This is a genomic window from Variovorax sp. J22P240, from assembly GCF_030316855.1.
Lineage (GTDB): Bacteria > Pseudomonadota > Gammaproteobacteria > Burkholderiales > Burkholderiaceae_C > Variovorax.
Map to the genome: position 1 here is coordinate 451168 of NZ_JASZYR010000003.1, position 14740 is coordinate 465907.

The 14740-nt window shown below is 65.7% G+C and carries 13 protein-coding genes; 7 read left to right on the forward strand and 6 right to left on the reverse strand.

Going from position 1 to position 14740, the window contains the following annotated elements; all coding sequences use genetic code 11:
- Positions 1 to 5 precede the first annotated feature (5 nt).
- A complete protein-coding gene (locus tag QTI24_RS12125; RefSeq protein WP_286600667.1) occupies positions 6 to 1418 on the reverse strand; it encodes an MFS transporter in 1413 nt (470 codons plus the stop codon).
- 214 nt (positions 1419 to 1632) lie between these two features.
- On the reverse strand, positions 1633 to 3531 hold the full coding sequence (locus QTI24_RS12130) for a bifunctional sugar phosphate isomerase/epimerase/4-hydroxyphenylpyruvate dioxygenase family protein (RefSeq protein ID WP_286600668.1): 1899 nt from the start codon (positions 3529 to 3531) through the stop codon (positions 1633 to 1635).
- A 149-nt stretch (positions 3532 to 3680) separates the two neighbouring features.
- On the opposite strand from QTI24_RS12130, the gene QTI24_RS12135 reads away from it, so the two are divergent.
- Entirely contained in the window at positions 3681 to 4478 is a 798-nt protein-coding gene (locus QTI24_RS12135; protein ID WP_286600669.1) for an IclR family transcriptional regulator domain-containing protein, read from the forward strand.
- Here the strand turns inward: QTI24_RS12135 and QTI24_RS12140 are convergent.
- A complete protein-coding gene (locus tag QTI24_RS12140) occupies positions 4475 to 5323 on the reverse strand; it encodes a shikimate dehydrogenase family protein (protein WP_286600671.1) in 849 nt (282 codons plus the stop codon). The two genes, QTI24_RS12135 and QTI24_RS12140, sit on opposite strands and share 4 nt — an antisense overlap.
- Before the next feature lie 86 nt (positions 5324 to 5409).
- On the opposite strand from QTI24_RS12140, the gene QTI24_RS31480 reads away from it, so the two are divergent.
- Entirely contained in the window at positions 5410 to 5655 is a 246-nt protein-coding gene (locus QTI24_RS31480) for a formate dehydrogenase subunit delta (protein ID WP_353506089.1), read from the forward strand.
- On the opposite strand, the gene QTI24_RS12145 is transcribed toward QTI24_RS31480, so the two are convergent.
- Entirely contained in the window at positions 5577 to 6674 is a 1098-nt protein-coding gene (locus QTI24_RS12145) for a cupin-like domain-containing protein (RefSeq protein ID WP_286600672.1), read from the reverse strand. The genes QTI24_RS31480 and QTI24_RS12145 overlap by 79 nt on opposite strands.
- 133 nt (positions 6675 to 6807) lie before the next feature.
- On the reverse strand, positions 6808 to 7974 hold the full coding sequence (locus tag QTI24_RS12150; RefSeq protein WP_286600673.1) for a helix-turn-helix transcriptional regulator: 1167 nt from the start codon (positions 7972 to 7974) through the stop codon (positions 6808 to 6810).
- A gap of 316 nt (positions 7975 to 8290) precedes the next feature.
- Between QTI24_RS12150 and QTI24_RS12155 the strand changes: the two genes are divergently transcribed.
- From QTI24_RS12155 to QTI24_RS12175, 5 genes are all read left to right on the forward strand, one after another.
- A complete protein-coding gene (locus QTI24_RS12155; protein WP_286600675.1) occupies positions 8291 to 9616 on the forward strand; it encodes an adenylate/guanylate cyclase domain-containing protein in 1326 nt (441 codons plus the stop codon).
- 67 nt (positions 9617 to 9683) lie between these two features.
- Positions 9684 to 9938 (forward strand): hypothetical protein, encoded by a 255-nt coding sequence (locus QTI24_RS12160; RefSeq protein ID WP_286600677.1) that lies wholly within the window; start codon positions 9684 to 9686, stop codon positions 9936 to 9938.
- Between the two features lie 65 nt (positions 9939 to 10003).
- Complete coding sequence (locus QTI24_RS12165; protein ID WP_286600679.1) at positions 10004 to 10909, forward strand: RNA polymerase sigma-70 factor; 906 nt, start codon at positions 10004 to 10006, stop codon at positions 10907 to 10909.
- A 110-nt stretch (positions 10910 to 11019) separates the two neighbouring features.
- Positions 11020 to 11775 (forward strand): SDR family oxidoreductase, encoded by a 756-nt coding sequence (locus QTI24_RS12170; protein ID WP_286600680.1) that lies wholly within the window; start codon positions 11020 to 11022, stop codon positions 11773 to 11775.
- Positions 11776 to 11892: 117 nt separating this feature from the next.
- Positions 11893 to 12912: an ABC transporter substrate-binding protein gene (locus tag QTI24_RS12175; protein ID WP_286600681.1), complete on the forward strand. Its 1020-nt coding sequence runs from the start codon at positions 11893 to 11895 to the stop codon at positions 12910 to 12912.
- A 20-nt stretch (positions 12913 to 12932) separates the two neighbouring features.
- Here the strand turns inward: QTI24_RS12175 and QTI24_RS12180 are convergent, their stop codons facing one another.
- Positions 12933 to 14735, reverse strand: coding sequence for a tetratricopeptide repeat protein (locus QTI24_RS12180; RefSeq protein WP_286600682.1), 1803 nt, complete (start codon positions 14733 to 14735; stop codon positions 12933 to 12935).
- Between the last annotated feature and the right edge of the window lie 5 nt (positions 14736 to 14740).

The following is a 14740-nucleotide window of genomic DNA, read 5'->3' on the forward strand; positions in this document are numbered from 1 at the left end:
GCGGGCTAGGCCGTTGCGTTGGTCATCTTCGGCTTCTCGCCAAGTGCCTGCTCGCGGATGCGGTCGTACTCCTGCTTGGCCACGGGCACCGCGTTCCTGTCGCCGAGATCGTTCAGGTGCACGCGGTAGGTTTCGCGTGCGGTCCAGGCCGAGATGGCCGCCACGACGCAGATGGCGAAGGTGATGAGGCCGATGGTCAACGGGATGTTGGTGGCCCCCGGAGGCGCGACGGTCACGAACAGCACCGGCAGCAGTGCCGTGATTGCCGTGCCGAGGTTCTGTGAGATGGCCATGCCGGAGACGCGGGTGCGCGTCGGGAACATCTCCGGGTAGAAGCTCGGATACACGGCGTTGTAGCCCTGGTAGACCACGCCCCACATCAGCAGCGACATGATGATCGCCATCGGCACGTTGTGGATGCTGATCGCGTAGAGGTAAGCGAAGGACAGCAGCCCCGAGGCCAGCGCACCGATGATGATCGGCGGCCTGCGGCCGATCTTGTCCGACAGGTTGCCGATGAAGGGGATCACCAGCACGGCGACGATGTTGCCCATCACCGGGATCCAGAGGTACACGTCCTTCTCGAAGCGGATGCCGTAGCCCGGCTGCACCGCATAGGCGGCGCCGAAGATGGTGGCAACCACCGGGATCACGTTCATCAGTGAGCACAGCATCACGCGCAGCATGTCGCGCCAGCTTTCGGTGACCGCCTGAATCACGGGTGCCTTGGGCACGCCGCCCTCGGCGCTTTCTTCAGCGAAGGCCGGCGTCTCCTCGACCTCGCGCCGGATGATGTAGCCGGCAACGATGACGATGAAGCTCAGCAGGAACGGAATGCGCCAGCCCCAGGAGTTGAAGGCCTCCGCCGGCATGTAGTGCGCCAGCGGCAGGAACACCGCCGCGGCCATGATCTGGCCGGCCTGGACGCCTTGCAGCGTGAAGCTGGCGTAGAAGCCGCGCCGGCCGAAGGGCGCGTGCTCCAGGATCATCGAGCTCGCGCCCGAGATCTCGCCGGCCACCGCGAAGCCCTGGATCAGGCGCAGCACCACCAGCATCGCCGGCGCCCACAGGCCGACCTGGTCATAGGTCGGCAGCAGGCCGACGGCCACGGTCGAGAAACCCATCAGGAACATGCAGATGACCAGCACCATCTTGCGCCCGTGCGTGTCGCCCCAGTGGCCGAGGAAGAAGGCACCGATCGGCCGCGCCACATAGCCGACGCCGTAAGTGGCCAGCGACGCGACGATCGCGACCTTGGGGTCCGAACTCGGGAAGAAGACCTGCGGGAAGATCAGTGCCGCGGCGGTCGCATAGATGAAGAAGTCGTAGTACTCGAGGGCAGAGCCTATCCAGCCGCTGGCGGTGGCCTTCTTCGTCTGGTGCGTGCCATGCGGTTCGTGGTCAGTTGCACTTGTCATTCGATGTCTCCAAGTTCGCCTTGCCGATTGGGAATTTCGGGCTGCCGACCGGCATACGGCAGCCTGCATGACAGAGCACGGGGCCAGCAGACCTTAGTCCTGAGACCGGCCCCCCGCAATACAAGGCAAGCGCTGTGCGCACGCCTTGCGGACAACCTGTCCGGTGATCGATTCAATCAAGGGTGATCCCTGATAAGAAAGCCCCGCGCGGCGATCAGCGCGTGCCTGCCTGCTGCGCTTGCGATGCCATGCGCGCCGGTGCGTTGAGTGCGCCATAGGCATCGTAGGCGCCTGCGCGCTGGACGATCTCGAAGAAGAACCGGTCGCCGAAGCTTTCCGTGTAGATGTGGAAGTAGTCGCCGTCGGCCGTGCGGTCGAAGAGGATGCCGAGCGTGCGCATTCTTTCGAGCACCGGCGCCGCGATGTCGAAGCGGGTGGCCAGGTCGTCGTAGTAGTTGGCCGAGATCGGCACGAAGGGCGTCCCTCGTTCGCGCATCCGCTCGACGGCGGCAAAGATGTCCGTCGAGCCGAAAGCGATGTGGTGGACACTCCCGCCGCTGCCGCTGGACGCCACGGTACGTGCGGTACGAGTGCGCTGGCTCAGCGAGACGTTGAGCACGAAGCGCAGCGTGCGGTCTGCGTTGGCAAGGCCGCAGGTTCGGATCAGGCCGAAGGGGTCGGCCAGCTCCAGGCTGTCCCCCGGCGACAGCCCCAGCACGGCGCGGCAGAAGAGCACCCAGCTGTCGAGCTGGTCCTGGGCGAGCCCGAGCGCCAGGTGGTCCACGCATTGCAGAAGCGGAGCTACGTCGTCGCCATCGGCTTCGGGAATGAAGTCCACCTGATCGAAAGCCACGCTGGACGGGTCCGGCACGAAATGGATCACCGTGCCGCCGGGCGCCACGATGGCCGGCAGCCGGAGCTCCTCCTGCCCGATCGGACTGTCGAAGCGTGCAGAGAGCAAGGCCGCGGCCCGGCTGGCCGCCAGCTCCGGGTCGGTCGTCCCGAGCCCCAGCGCGTAGACCGTCGGGCCCTGCTGGTCGAATCGCTGGCGCGCCAGCGATTCGACCTGCGCGTTGACCACCAGTCGGATGTCGCCCTGTGCATAGAGAACGGCCTGCTTGCTGCGATGCCGACCCGCACGCCGGAATCCCATCTGCTCGAGCACGGTGCCGAGCCCGGCCGCAGCGGCCTCGTCGACCGCGAACTCCAGGAAGCGGAAGCCTGTCAGTCGCGGCATGGCTGGCGGATCGAACAGCTCTGTGCGCACGACCGGGCCGGCCTGCGCCTGCGTGGACGGCAGGCGCGCCCGGACCTCGCTCTCCAGCAGAAGCAGCGAGCGCATGGCATCGGTCGCCGTGCGGCGGTTCGGTGTTTCCCGAAAGATGTCGTTGAAGATCTCCAGCGACAGCGGACCGGTGTAGCCGGCACGCAGCACGACCTCCAGGAAGCCCACCATGTCGAACTGCCCCTGGCCGGGGAAGTTGCGGAAGTGCCGTGCCCACTGCAGCACGTCCATCGCCAGCCGGGGTGCATCGGCCATCTGCAGGAAGGCGATCTTGTCGCCCGGGATATCCGCGATGCCGGACGGATCGTCGTTCAGAGACAGCGTGTGGAAGCTGTCGAGGATCAGGCCGAGGTGCGGATGGTCGGCCCGCCGCACCCGCTCCCAGGCTTGGCCGAAGCGGTTGACATGGCGGCCCCAGGCGAGCGCCTCGTAGCCGATGCGCAGGTTGCGCCGCGCCGCGCGCTCGGCCAACTCGCGCAGTTGCTCGGCGGCGAGATCGACCTCGCCGAGCGACAAGGGCGAAGTGTTCGAGCACACCAGCACCAGCGGCGCGCCGAGCGCCTCCATCAAGTCGAACTTGCGCTCGGCCCGGTCCAGGCTGCGCTCGAACTGGGCCTGCGGCATGCCCTCGAAATCCCGGAACGGCTGGTACAGATCGAGGCTGAGGCCCAGGTCGGACAGCATCGTCCGCAACTCGCTCGCGCTGCCGGCGAACTGGACGAAATCGGGCTCGAAAAGCTCGATGCCGTCGAAGCCCGCCGCGGCGATGGCTTCGAGCTTCTGGCGCAGCGTGCCGCTCAGCGAGACCGTGGCGATGGAGCGGTGCATGTCGATTTCCCTTGGTAGAAGTCCGGAGGATCCGAAGCGGAGGACAAGCGTAGCGAGCACGCCATTCCGGCACAATGACTGCGCCTTGCGCACTGACCGCTTGGCGGCTGCACCCGTCCGATCAACGTTCGTTTAGATGGTTTCTACGGATGTCCGCACATGCCTCCCCGACGAGTTCGACCGATGCGTTCCCGATCGAACCGGAAGACCATATCGAAGGCCTGGCTCGCGGCCTCTCGGTGATCGAAGCCTTCGATGCAGCGCATTCGCGCATGAGCGCTTCCGAGGTGGCTGCGCGCACGGGACTGTCGCGCACCGCGGCGCGCCGCCATCTGCTGACGCTGTGCCATCACGGCTACGCCAACACTGACGGCAAGCTGTTCTGGCTGACGGCGCGTGTCCTGCGGCTCGGTGAAAGCTTCCTGGACGCGGCGCGCGTGCCGCGCCTGGTCCAGCCCGCGATCGAACACCTCTCTGCCCGCACCAGCGAGACCGTCAATGTGAGCGTGCTGGAAGGCCACGACGTGGTCTACATCTCGCGCAGCAACAGCCCGCGATTGGTGTCGGTCGGCTTCTACCCTGGCCTGCGTGTCGCGGCACACGTGGTGACCCCGGGGGTGGCGCTGCTCGCGACACTCGACGACAACAAGCTGCAGCGCTGGGTCGGTGAGCATGTGTTCACGGCTTTCACGTCGAAGACCGTGACCGATCCGGCGGTCTTCCTGGAGCACGTCCGTGCAGCCCGCGACCTGGGGTATTGGATCATCGAGGAACACCTCGATCCCGCCCTGCTCGGCGTGGCCATGGCCGTGCGCGACCGGCGGGGCGTTGCCGTCGCCGCGATCAGCATCACGCTGCAGATGCGCTCGTGGTCGCGCGAGCAGGTCATCGCGAGGCTGGTACCGGCCTTGAGCGAAACGGCGCAGTCCCTGCGGCCGCTGCTTTAGGCGCCGAACAGTGCGCGCACCCCGGACAAGTCCGCGGCGACCTTCCGCGAAATGTCCGCCATGCCGAAGAACGAAAGGTATTCGGGGACCTGCTGGATCAGCATCTCGAAGCCGGGATAGGCGCGAATGCCCCGGGTCTCGCAGGCGCGCAGCAGCGGGGTGGGCTGGTTCTTCATCAGGATGTCGACCAAGCTGGCACCGGCGTCCAGCCGAGCGACGTCGACAGCCAGCGGATCGCCGGGGTCGAGCCCGAGCGGCGTGGCGTTGATGACCAGGTCGTAGCCGGCGGGGTCGGGCGTCGCGACCGACACCACCTCGCACTCGAAGCGCTCGCGCAAGCGCGCGGCCACGTCGATCGCAGGGCCGGGATTTCGGGCGGAGAGCGCTACGCAGCCGGCGCGGCGTGCTGCCAACGACGCTGCGATCGCGACGCCGGCGCCGCCCACTCCCACCACCAGAATCCGCCGCCCTTCGATCGGGATCGCCCAGTGGTCCAGGGCCTTGGTGAAACCCACGCCGTCGAACAAGGCGCCTTCGATCGACCCATCGTCATTGCGGCGTGCCGCGTTGACTGCGCCGGCCGCGAGCCCCAGCGCATCGCAATGGTCCAGCAACGGGATCATGCTGCTCTTGTGGGGAATCGTGAGCCACAGGCCGTCGATGTTGCGCGCCTTCAAGGCCTGCGTCGCAAAAGCGGCGAAGTCCGCCGGCGCCACGTGGGCAGGGACCAGCACCGCGTCAACGCCGTGTTCACGGAAGAGGTGGTTGAAGGCCTGCGGAGCCTTGACCTGCGCCACGGGGTCGCCCAGGATGAGGAAGACGCGTGTGCTGCCTGAGATATTCATGGGCCGGCCCCGAGGTGAAAGGTGGTCGGCGGCAGAGTAGCCGGCAGGACGGGTGCAAAACAAGAAGGTCAGGCCCCCGTTGCACGATGACCGCTGGAAGTGCGCGCCATGCGATCGAACCGAGGGTATCCACCAAGGCGACGCCGACCTGCCATCGGCCCGCTGACCGGCCGCAGGCCATCGCCGACATAGCAGTGCATATCCAGCGCCTCTGGGAGCCGCGCATGCGCCGGCGGACGGGCCGTACCCCGCATCATCCCGCCGGGATCGTGCGGGGACGCGGATCGAAGTACGTGAACTGGTTTGCAATCGGCAGTGCCAGGTTCGAATAGGAGAATGAAAGGCTCACGTCCAGCGAGCGCACCTGGTGCCACCAGCCCAGCGGCAGGAACATCGTCTCGCCCGGTTCCACCACCACCTCCAGCACGTTCACTCCCTCGAACAAGGGAAATTGCGCGAGATCCACCGCATCCAGGTCGATGGGACTGAAGACCCCGTTCGTGTTGTAGAGGCGCGGCCCCTGAAGCGGAGAGATCAGTCTCCAGCGCTTGCGTCCTACGACCTGCGTGTGGAAGAGCATCAGCGTGTCGTGGTGAAGAGGGGTCACGGTGCCGGCCGGACCGAACCAGAAGGAAGAGCGCTCGGCCAGCTCCGCGCGATTGCAATACGGCGGCAGGCTTCCGATGTCATCCAGCAGCGGTGCGAATTCCGGCCGCCGCAAAGCCTCGTTGTTCGCAGTGAGGTAGTAGTCGTTGGTTGCCCCTCCTGCAAGTACCTGGTCGACAAAATCACCGAGTCGGACGGTGCGCCGATGCAAGCCCTTGTCTTCTTCGTAGCGAGGATTGACCTGGCGTTCTGCCTGGATCTCCACGTCGAAGCCTCCGAACCTCGTCTTGAGATCGGCAGGCGACCATCGCTGCATGGCTGGCCAATCCCGCGCGTGGCCGGTGAGCACCAGCGGGCGACATCCGAGAACATAGCGGTACACGAATTCGGCGTCCGAAACCACTGAGCGCTTGTCCACCGCGGCGTAGGTTGGCTCGAGCTCCCAAAGGCGCTGCAGGTTGGCCACCGTGGACTCCAGCTTGCGCAACTGATGTGCCTGGCGCTCGGCGGCGACATAGATCGGGTTACCGGGCACGAGCTCGATCACCGAAGCACTCGTCTCCCGCTCGAGGCCCGCGGCGGTCATCGATGCGAGCATGGACTCGGGCGTACATCCGCGCAGATGCTGCTCGGCAACCCAGCCCAGCCACTCGAGAGTCACCGGCGCCTCTGCAGGCGCCGGTGCCGTGTTCTTTGCCGATTGAGAAGGGCGAGGCGGAGTCGGCGGCGGCGTCAGATCCGTCACGTTGATCCCCCGAGGCCGACGGTCGGTCCATTGAGACTGACAGGCATGACGCGCTCCTTCCAAAGGCTGACAGGGCAAGGCCAAGTGCCCGGATGCTAGCGGAGTGGCCGCGTTCCGGTTAGCTTCGACTGACTCAGGTCGATGGCATCTGCAGCAGCAAGCGCACCAACTCCGCCTGACGATGCGTCTGGGTCTTCTCGAACACCGATCGCAATTGGGTTCGGACGGTCGGCATCCCGAGCCCGGTTCTTGTCGCATGCTCTTCTGGCGTTCTGCCTTCGGCCATGGCGATGGCCACGGCAGCCTCCGCCTTGGTGAGCCCGAAGGTCTCATGCAGGATTCTCGGCGTGAGGTTCACGGGAGCGTCGCGCATCTGCGCTGTGATCATGACGTCGGCGCTCGAGAGCAAGAGGCCGAATTCGGAGGGCCGCTCCAGTCGTGCGATTCGGAGCATGCATGAATCCAGCCCGCTGCGCAGCCCCGAAATGGCGAGGTTCACCGCGCAGCCTGTGTCCATCACCCGCTTTATCGCTACTCGTAGCGTGCTGGCATTGTCTGGAAGAAGGGCGGCAAGAAACCCATTCTGCTGCGCAAGGCAATCCCGGCGTTTCAACAGCGCTTCGGCCGCCGGATTCAGGTGGACGATGCGCCTGAATGAATCCAGACCTATCAGCGCGAAGGCAGACGCACGGGACAAATGCGTGCCGAGGCGCAGGGATTCGGTATGCGCCCACAGTTGACAGGCTTTGCTGACGTGGGCCATGAGGCGCTGCCCGGTCGCGATGTCTGCTTCGGAGAATGCGCTCGGGCGATCCGCATTGCGAAGCACCGCCAATGCGGTCTCGTGATTGGAGTTGCTGAGTGTCTTGGTCCCCATCATGTACCGGTGGCCGCTCGGCAACAGGAAGTCCTGATAGAACTCGCTGCGCGCGACGTAGGCTTCGGAGAACAGGTTCTGGCACAGGAAAAGCTCCCCGACCGGAATCGTCTCGGCGAACTGCCTTCTCGGATCGATGCCGCCGTAATAGGCCGAATACTTCTCGCCTTGCGTCACGAATTCAGGATTCGAAAACAGGTTGAAGTCGGTCTCGAACTTGGTCTTGTTCCAGCCCAGGAAGTGAAACGAATCCGCGCCGACGAGAGGCATGATCGATGACAAGGCGTCATGCCACCGGTCCGGCGTCACCGCAGCTTGATAGAGGCCGAACACGGCCTCGACTTCCGTCGCGTGCTTGCTCATCGGGGTCCCTCCAGACGCTGGCAGTGGACTGCCATGACGTAGCTTGAGCACGGCAAACAAGGCACGATTCCGACCCTCAGCCTCTCAATACTGTGCACTATTTGCCTACAAAGAGGCGCAATTCTTTACAAATATGAACGCGACGCCAAGGGGGCTTCGAGGAGCACGTTGTTGAAGTGCAACAAAGAAAGGGTCGTTCAAAAGACGTCGCGAGCGCTCGCTTGCATGGAGCTTCTTTGCTGGCGCGTGGGCATCGTTTACGGGGTAGGGGAAAGGGCGTAACCTTTCTTCAAAACCTGCGCGGCCGTAGCGGCAGACAACAGGCAAGCTTCAAACCGGCAACGCCGGAAGACCGAAGCTCTCAGGGGATGACTCCATGGTTCCCACCACCCACTACGCGAAGAGCGGTGGCGTCAACATCGCCTACCAGACGATCGGCAATGGCCCGCGAGACCTCGTGCTCGTTCCGGGATGGGTTTCGAACCTCGATGTCTTCTGGGAGGAGCCAGCGCTGGCGCGGATGTTCACGCGGCTGGCCTCGTTCTCCCGACTGATCCTGTTCGACAAGAGGGGAACGGGTCTGTCGGACCGCGTCAGCGACATGCCCACCCTCGAAGTCCGCATGGACGACGTGCGGGCGGTCATGGACGCCGTTGGCTCGGAGCGCGCGGCGCTGTACGGCTATTCGGAGGGCGGCGCGATGTGTGCCCTGTTCGCCGCCACCTACCCCGCTCGCGCTTCGGCGCTCATCATGTGCGGTGCCTTCGCAAGGCGCACTCGGGGGGCCGACTACCCCTGGGGCCTGACGAGGGATCAATTGCTCGTCGTTGCCGATCAGGTGGAGCGTGACTGGGGCGGCGCGGTCGGCATCGAGACACGGTGGCCGAGCCAGGTCGGGGACGAACGGTGCCGTCAATGGTGGGCGCGCTGGCTGCGCTCCAGTGCCAGCCCTGCAGCTGCAGCGGCGGTTTTGCGCATGAATCTGGATATCGATATCCGCCACGTGCTGCCCGCAGTACGCGTGCCCACCCTGCTGTTGCACAGCCGAAACGATCGCGTCATCGACTTCGGCGCAAGCCAGTACATGAGCGAGCAAATCGCCGGAGCGAAGCTGGTCGAACTTCACGGCATCGATCACGTCCCGTGGGGCTGCGATGGCGACGTCATTCTCGATGAGATCGAAGAGTTCCTCACTGGCGCCCGACTCGGCGTCGAGGCCGACCGGCTTCTGGTCACTGTCATGTTCACCGACATCGTGGGGTCCACGGAACGCGCCGCCGTCCTCGGCGATCGCGGCTGGCACGATCTGCTCGAAAGTCACCACGCATTGGTTCGCCGCGAGCTGGAGCACTTTCGGGGACGGGAGATCGACACCGCGGGAGACGGGTTCCTTGCCACCTTCGATGGCCCGGCTCGCGCAGTGCGCTGCGCGTGCGCCATCTCCCGCGAAGTCCGTGCGCTCGGCCTCGAGATCCGCGCGGGGCTTCATACCGGGGAGTGTGAGGTGATCGGTGACAAGGTTGCAGGTATTGCAGTGCATACCGGCGCGCGTGTGGCGACGCATGCGCAGACGGGCGAAGTGCTTGTTTCCAGCACTGTCAGGGATTTGGTGGCGGGCTCCGGGCTGTCATTTCTGGATCGAGGGATGCAGCGCCTGAAGGGAATCCCTGAGGAGTGGCGGTTGTTTGCCGTTGAGCAGTGAGGAGGTCGCCTCGGTCCCGGCGTTTTCGCGCATGATGCAGGCCCAACTCAAACCAAGGGGACTGCGAATGAGGACGCTCCTGCTCTCGGCTCTCATCGCCATCGCTCTCTGCGGATGCACGACGACCTCCTCGGACGTCGTGCTGCTGAAGACGGTGGTCGGACCGGCCCATTGCTCCGCACCGGCCAACGGTGCGTGCGCGAGCTGCGAGACGGCCTGTCCGGCGCTCAAGCAGGCGCTGTGCGTCGGCGGCTCCAGCGTGCTGGCGACCGACACTGCGGCGGCTTCGTGCGTCAAGCCGCCCTCGTGCGCCTGCCAATAGCATTCGAAAGCCGCCGCTGGTTGGACGGCTGTCACAAACCGGGGTGGCCGAACGTCTAGGCATTCATGAACGATACGACCGACACCTTCACGCGCCTGCGCCCTCGTTTGCAGGGCATCGCCTACCGCATGCTGGGCTCCTCCGCCGAGGCGGAGGAAGTCGTGCAGGACGCCTGGCTGCGCTGGCATGAGGCAGAGCAGGAGCGTGTGGACAACAGCGAGGCGTGGCTGGTCTCAGTCACCACGCGGCTGGCGATCGACCGGCTTCGCTCCGCCAAGGTCCAGCGCGAGCACTACATCGGCACCTGGCTGCCGGAACCCCTGCTGTCCGACTCGCCGAGCACGCCCGAGCAGATGCTGGAGCGTGCCGACGACATCTCCATCGCCTTTCTCGCCGTGCTGGAGCGCCTCGCGCCCGAGGCGCGCGCGGCCTTCCTGCTGCGGGAGGTATTCGACGCGGACTACGGCGAAGTGGCCGCGGCCCTCGGCAAGAGCGAGAGCGCGTGCAGGCAACTCGTGCACCGAGCCAAGGAGCAGTTGCAGGACAAGCGGCCCCGCCATGTCGTGCCTCGCGATACCCAGCTTCGGCTCTTGCAGGGCTTCGCCGATGCCGCGACGCGCGGCGAGTTCTCCGCGCTGAAGGCCATGCTGGCCGACGACGCGCAACTCATCGGCGATGGCGGCGGCAAGGTGCCGAGCTTCGGCGTGCCGCTGGTGGGCGGCCAGCGCATCGCGCAGCTCTACTACGCGACGAGCCTGCGGCATCACGAGGCGGTGCACTTCGAGGTCGTCATGCTCAACGGGGAGTGGGGCTTGCTGCGCTTTATCAACGGCGAGCTGGAATCCGCGCAGGCCATCGAAACCGATGGCGAGCGCATCCTGCGCATCCACGCGCAGCGCAATCCCGACAAGCTGGCACGCATCGTCGCCGCGCTCGGCGGGGATCCCGCCGCCGCGAATCGGCCGCACTGAGTTTTTTTCGCCGATCCGTCACAACCGGCCTTCGTCGCACGTCTTGCAGGTATGGATGGTCGAATGGGCTGCCGTCCTCCACCTCTCAACAACGTACTGAAGGACCTGACATGAAAGTCGTGATCGTCGGAGGCAGCGGCCTCATCGGAAAGAAGCTGTCGACCTTGCTGCGCCAATCCGGCCACGAGGTGACGTCGGCGTCGCCCTCATCGGGCGTCAATACCGTGACGGGGGAGGGCCTCGCCCAGGCGCTGGCGGGTGCGCAGGTCGTCGTCGACGTTTCCAACTCTCCCTCGTTCGCAGACGACCAGGTCATGCAGTTCTTCCAGGACTCGACCCGGAACCTGCTGGCCGCCAGTACCAACGCGGGAGTGGGCCACTTCGTCGCGCTGTCCGTGGTGGGTGCGGATCGCGCGCCCGCCAGCGGCTACCTGCGCGCCAAGGTGGCGCAGGAATCGTTGATCGAAGGCGGAGGCGTGCCGTACACCATCGTGCGCGCGACGCAGTTCTTCGAGTTCCTGATGCCCATCGCCCAGGCGAACACCAGCGGGCAGACGGTGCGGCTGCCGACCGGCCCTCTCCAGCCCATCGCCTCGTCCGATGTGGCGGCGGCTCTCTCCGAGGTCGTGGGCCACGAGCCATTGAACGGCATCAGGGACATCGCAGGCCCGCAAGCCGTTCCGCTGGATGACTTGATCCGCCACGTGCTGAGAACCGCGAAGGATGCACGCGAAGTCGTGACGGACCACGACGCCACCTACTTCGGAGCGCCGCTGACCGATAGTTCGTTGATCCCGGCCGGCAAACATTGGACGGGCAGGACGTCCCTGGACCACTGGCTGGCGGCCGAAGCAGACGCGCGCTGAGCGGATCCGACGCGTTCGCCCCCTCGCAAATCCTCGGCGTGAGCCGATTGACGGTCCCTATGTCGAGGCGTACCGTCCCAGCCGATGCCTGCCGGCATGCATGGGGGCGCAGAGATCATGATTTCCAGATCGCTCGATGCGGGCGGGAGGCTGAAGCGCCGAACTGCCTGCGCCGCGCTGCTCCCTCTGCTGACGCTGCCTTGGAGGAGCCTGGCCCAGGTCTTGGGCCGCCAGGCTCGCGTCGGGCTTCTGATCGAGCCGGCTCTCGATACCGGTATGCAGCGAGCGGTTGTCGAACCATTTCGCCAGGGTCTGCGCCAGTTGGGGTACATCGAGGGTCAGAACATCGTTCTCCAGGTCCGGTCAGCCGACGGCAAATTCGAGCGCCTGCCTGAACTCGCCAATGAGTTGCTGCGGCTCGAACTCGATGTCCTGGTCGCGGCGTTTCCCGCCGCAACTTACGCTGCCAAGAATGCAACCCGCACACTACCCGTGGTTGCCGCAAGTATCGAGAACCCGATCGTGATGGGCCTCGCGGTGACGATGGCGCGTCCCGGCGGCAATATCACCGGGATCAGCGCGTACGGACAGGAGGTCGTCGCCAAGCGCGTGCAGCTTGTGCACGAGTTCGTGCCAACCGTGCGCCGGATCGGGATCCTGGCCAATCCCAATGCGGGCCCGTTCACGGGCTTGGACCGCGAGATCGCCAAGTGGGAGCGTACGCTGGGCGTGCAGATCAGTGTGTATGAGGCGCGAGGGCCTGACGATTTCGAGGGCGCGTTTGCGGCCATGGCTCGCGAACAGGTTGGTGGCCTCGTCGTTTTCGCCGATAGCAACACGTACACGCATCGGGTGCGACTCAACGAGTTGTGCCTGCAGCGGCGCATGCCCTCCGTGTGGGGCGGCCGCGATTTCCTGACCGGAGGCGGCCTGGCCTCGTACCAGTCGGATTTCCCGGCCATGTTCAGGCGTGCGGCCTCCCTCGTCGACAAGATCCTCAAGGGCGATAAACCGGCCGAGATGCCCTTCGAGCAGGCCACCAAGCTCGAACTGGTGATCGACAAGCGGGCCGCCAAGGCGCTCGGCATCACCGTGTCGAAAGCGCGTTTGATGTCGGCGGACGTGGTTCTCGAATAGATTCCTGCTGACAGCGACCCTCAAAGCCGCGCCAGATCCGGCCCGCCACGCGGCCCGAACCACGCGCGCTCATAGGCCCCCTTCGCTGCCCGTTCCGCCGATGCGTCGCCCCTCTTGCGCTCCACCTCCACCAGCCCCGCGAGCGCCCAGCCGTTGTTGCGCACGTGGACCAACGAATCGCGAAACGCCTGCTGCGCCTCGTCGAGCTTGCCCTGGCGCAGCTTCACTGACCCGAGCGACTGTCGCACCGGGTAGTACCAGTAGGGCGGTTCGGTGTAGGGGATGGTGTCCTCGATCTTGATGGCGTCCGAATAGAGCTTGGCCGCCGTATCGAGATCGCCGTTCGCGTCGGCGAGCCGCGCCGCAGCCACGAGGCCCGCGGTGCGGATGATCTCCCTCGCGGGTAGCGCCCACGCCTCGAAGGCCTTGTAGTCGGCCGTGCGCTCGATGTTCTCGATGGCGTCGATTTCCTTCTGCGCGCCGGCCTTGTCCTTCTGCGATGCGAAGGCGACGGCGCGCGCATAGTGGTACATGGTCGAGACCAGTGCGGCGTCGTCGCTCGGCGGCGAGAGCTGGAGGATGGTGTCCGCATCGCTGAAGCGCGCATGGGCCGCGAAGGGGGCGGACTTGATCGGCTGCAGGATCGGGAACGCCTTCACCAGCTCCATCGGCACCGAGGCGTCCAGCTTCTTCGCCGACTCCACGGCGGTCTTGCCGTCGCCGCCCATCTGCGCCGACACCAGCACGAAGTGGATGTTGTGCGGGTAGTAGGCCGTCTTGTAGATCGGGTCCGACGGCGAGGTCTTGAAGTAGTTCTCGTCGACCTGGGCCGCCTTGCGGTTGAGCGTCATCGAGTCGCGGTACATGCCCACGCGGTAGTAGATGTGCGCGGGCATATGGACGATGTGGCCGGCGCCTGGCATCAGCGCCGCGAGGCGGTTGGCGTAGGGCAGGGCCTTCTCGGGCTTCGTCGACGCTTCCATCGCGTGGATGTACAGATGGATCGCGCCCGCATGAGCCGGGTCGCGACCGAGCACGGTCTCGAGCGTGCCGACGATGTCCGCGCCGCGCCCCTTCGCCTTGGCGCCGCCGGCTTCCCAGTAGTCCCAGGGCTGCGTGTCCATCGCGGCTTCGGCGTAGAGCGTCAGCACCGTGTTGTCGGAGGGAAAGGCAGTCGCGACCGCCTTCATTGCATCGGCATAGGCCGCATCGAGCGGCGCGCGATCGGGCGGAGGATTCGCGGCATAGCGCTTTTCGAGCGCACCGATCAGCGCCTGTTCCTTCGCGGTGGCGTTGCCCTTGAGGGCGACCGCCTTGCCCAGGGCCCCCATGGCGGGCGCGTTGGCCTCCGGCATCATCGGAACGTTGATGTTGGTGCCGAGCACATAGGCTTCGCCCCAGAAGCACATGGCGCACTGGGGGTCGAGCTTCTGCGCGGCCTGGAAGGCACGCTGCGCCTCGGCGTGGTTGAAGCCGAAAGCCAGTCGCAATCCTTGGTTGAAGTACGCCTGCGCCTGGGCGTTGCGGGTCGTGATGCGGAACTGGAGCGAGCCCAGGTTCTTGTAGAGCGGCGGCTCGCCGCCGGCCGCGTCCGCTGGCGGCGCAGTCTGGTTCGCGACGCGGATCAGCGCTTTCAACAATTCGGGGGGGCCGGAGACGACCGGTCCACAGATGCTGCCCGTGGGCGACAGCAATGGGTCGAACCCGTCAGCGGCGCGACCGGCGTTGACACCGTCCGCCACCAGCAAGCCGGTTGAAGCGAGGATGCAGGCGGACGCCGCGTAGACGCGCCGACGCGGCATAGGAGATCGATGCGAAGGCATGGCGT

Excerpts from the sequence above, each read along its gene's own strand:
- QTI24_RS12125 (WP_286600667.1), bottom strand. The coding sequence starts at position 1,418 with ATGACAAGTGCAACTGACCACGAACCGCATGGCACGCACCAGACGAAG.
- QTI24_RS12130 (WP_286600668.1), bottom strand. The coding sequence starts at position 3,531 with ATGCACCGCTCCATCGCCACGGTCTCGCTGAGCGGCACGCTGCGCCAG.
- QTI24_RS12135 (WP_286600669.1), top strand. The coding sequence starts at position 3,681 with ATGTCCGCACATGCCTCCCCGACGAGTTCGACCGATGCGTTCCCGATC.
- QTI24_RS12140 (WP_286600671.1), bottom strand. The coding sequence starts at position 5,323 with ATGAATATCTCAGGCAGCACACGCGTCTTCCTCATCCTGGGCGACCCC.
- QTI24_RS31480 (WP_353506089.1), top strand. The coding sequence starts at position 5,410 with ATGACCGCTGGAAGTGCGCGCCATGCGATCGAACCGAGGGTATCCACC.
- QTI24_RS12155 (WP_286600675.1), top strand. The coding sequence starts at position 8,291 with ATGGTTCCCACCACCCACTACGCGAAGAGCGGTGGCGTCAACATCGCC.
- QTI24_RS12160 (WP_286600677.1), top strand. The coding sequence starts at position 9,684 with ATGAGGACGCTCCTGCTCTCGGCTCTCATCGCCATCGCTCTCTGCGGA.
- QTI24_RS12165 (WP_286600679.1), top strand. The coding sequence starts at position 10,004 with ATGAACGATACGACCGACACCTTCACGCGCCTGCGCCCTCGTTTGCAG.
- QTI24_RS12170 (WP_286600680.1), top strand. The coding sequence starts at position 11,020 with ATGAAAGTCGTGATCGTCGGAGGCAGCGGCCTCATCGGAAAGAAGCTG.
- QTI24_RS12175 (WP_286600681.1), top strand. The coding sequence starts at position 11,893 with ATGATTTCCAGATCGCTCGATGCGGGCGGGAGGCTGAAGCGCCGAACT.
- QTI24_RS12180 (WP_286600682.1), bottom strand. The coding sequence starts at position 14,735 with ATGCCTTCGCATCGATCTCCTATGCCGCGTCGGCGCGTCTACGCGGCG.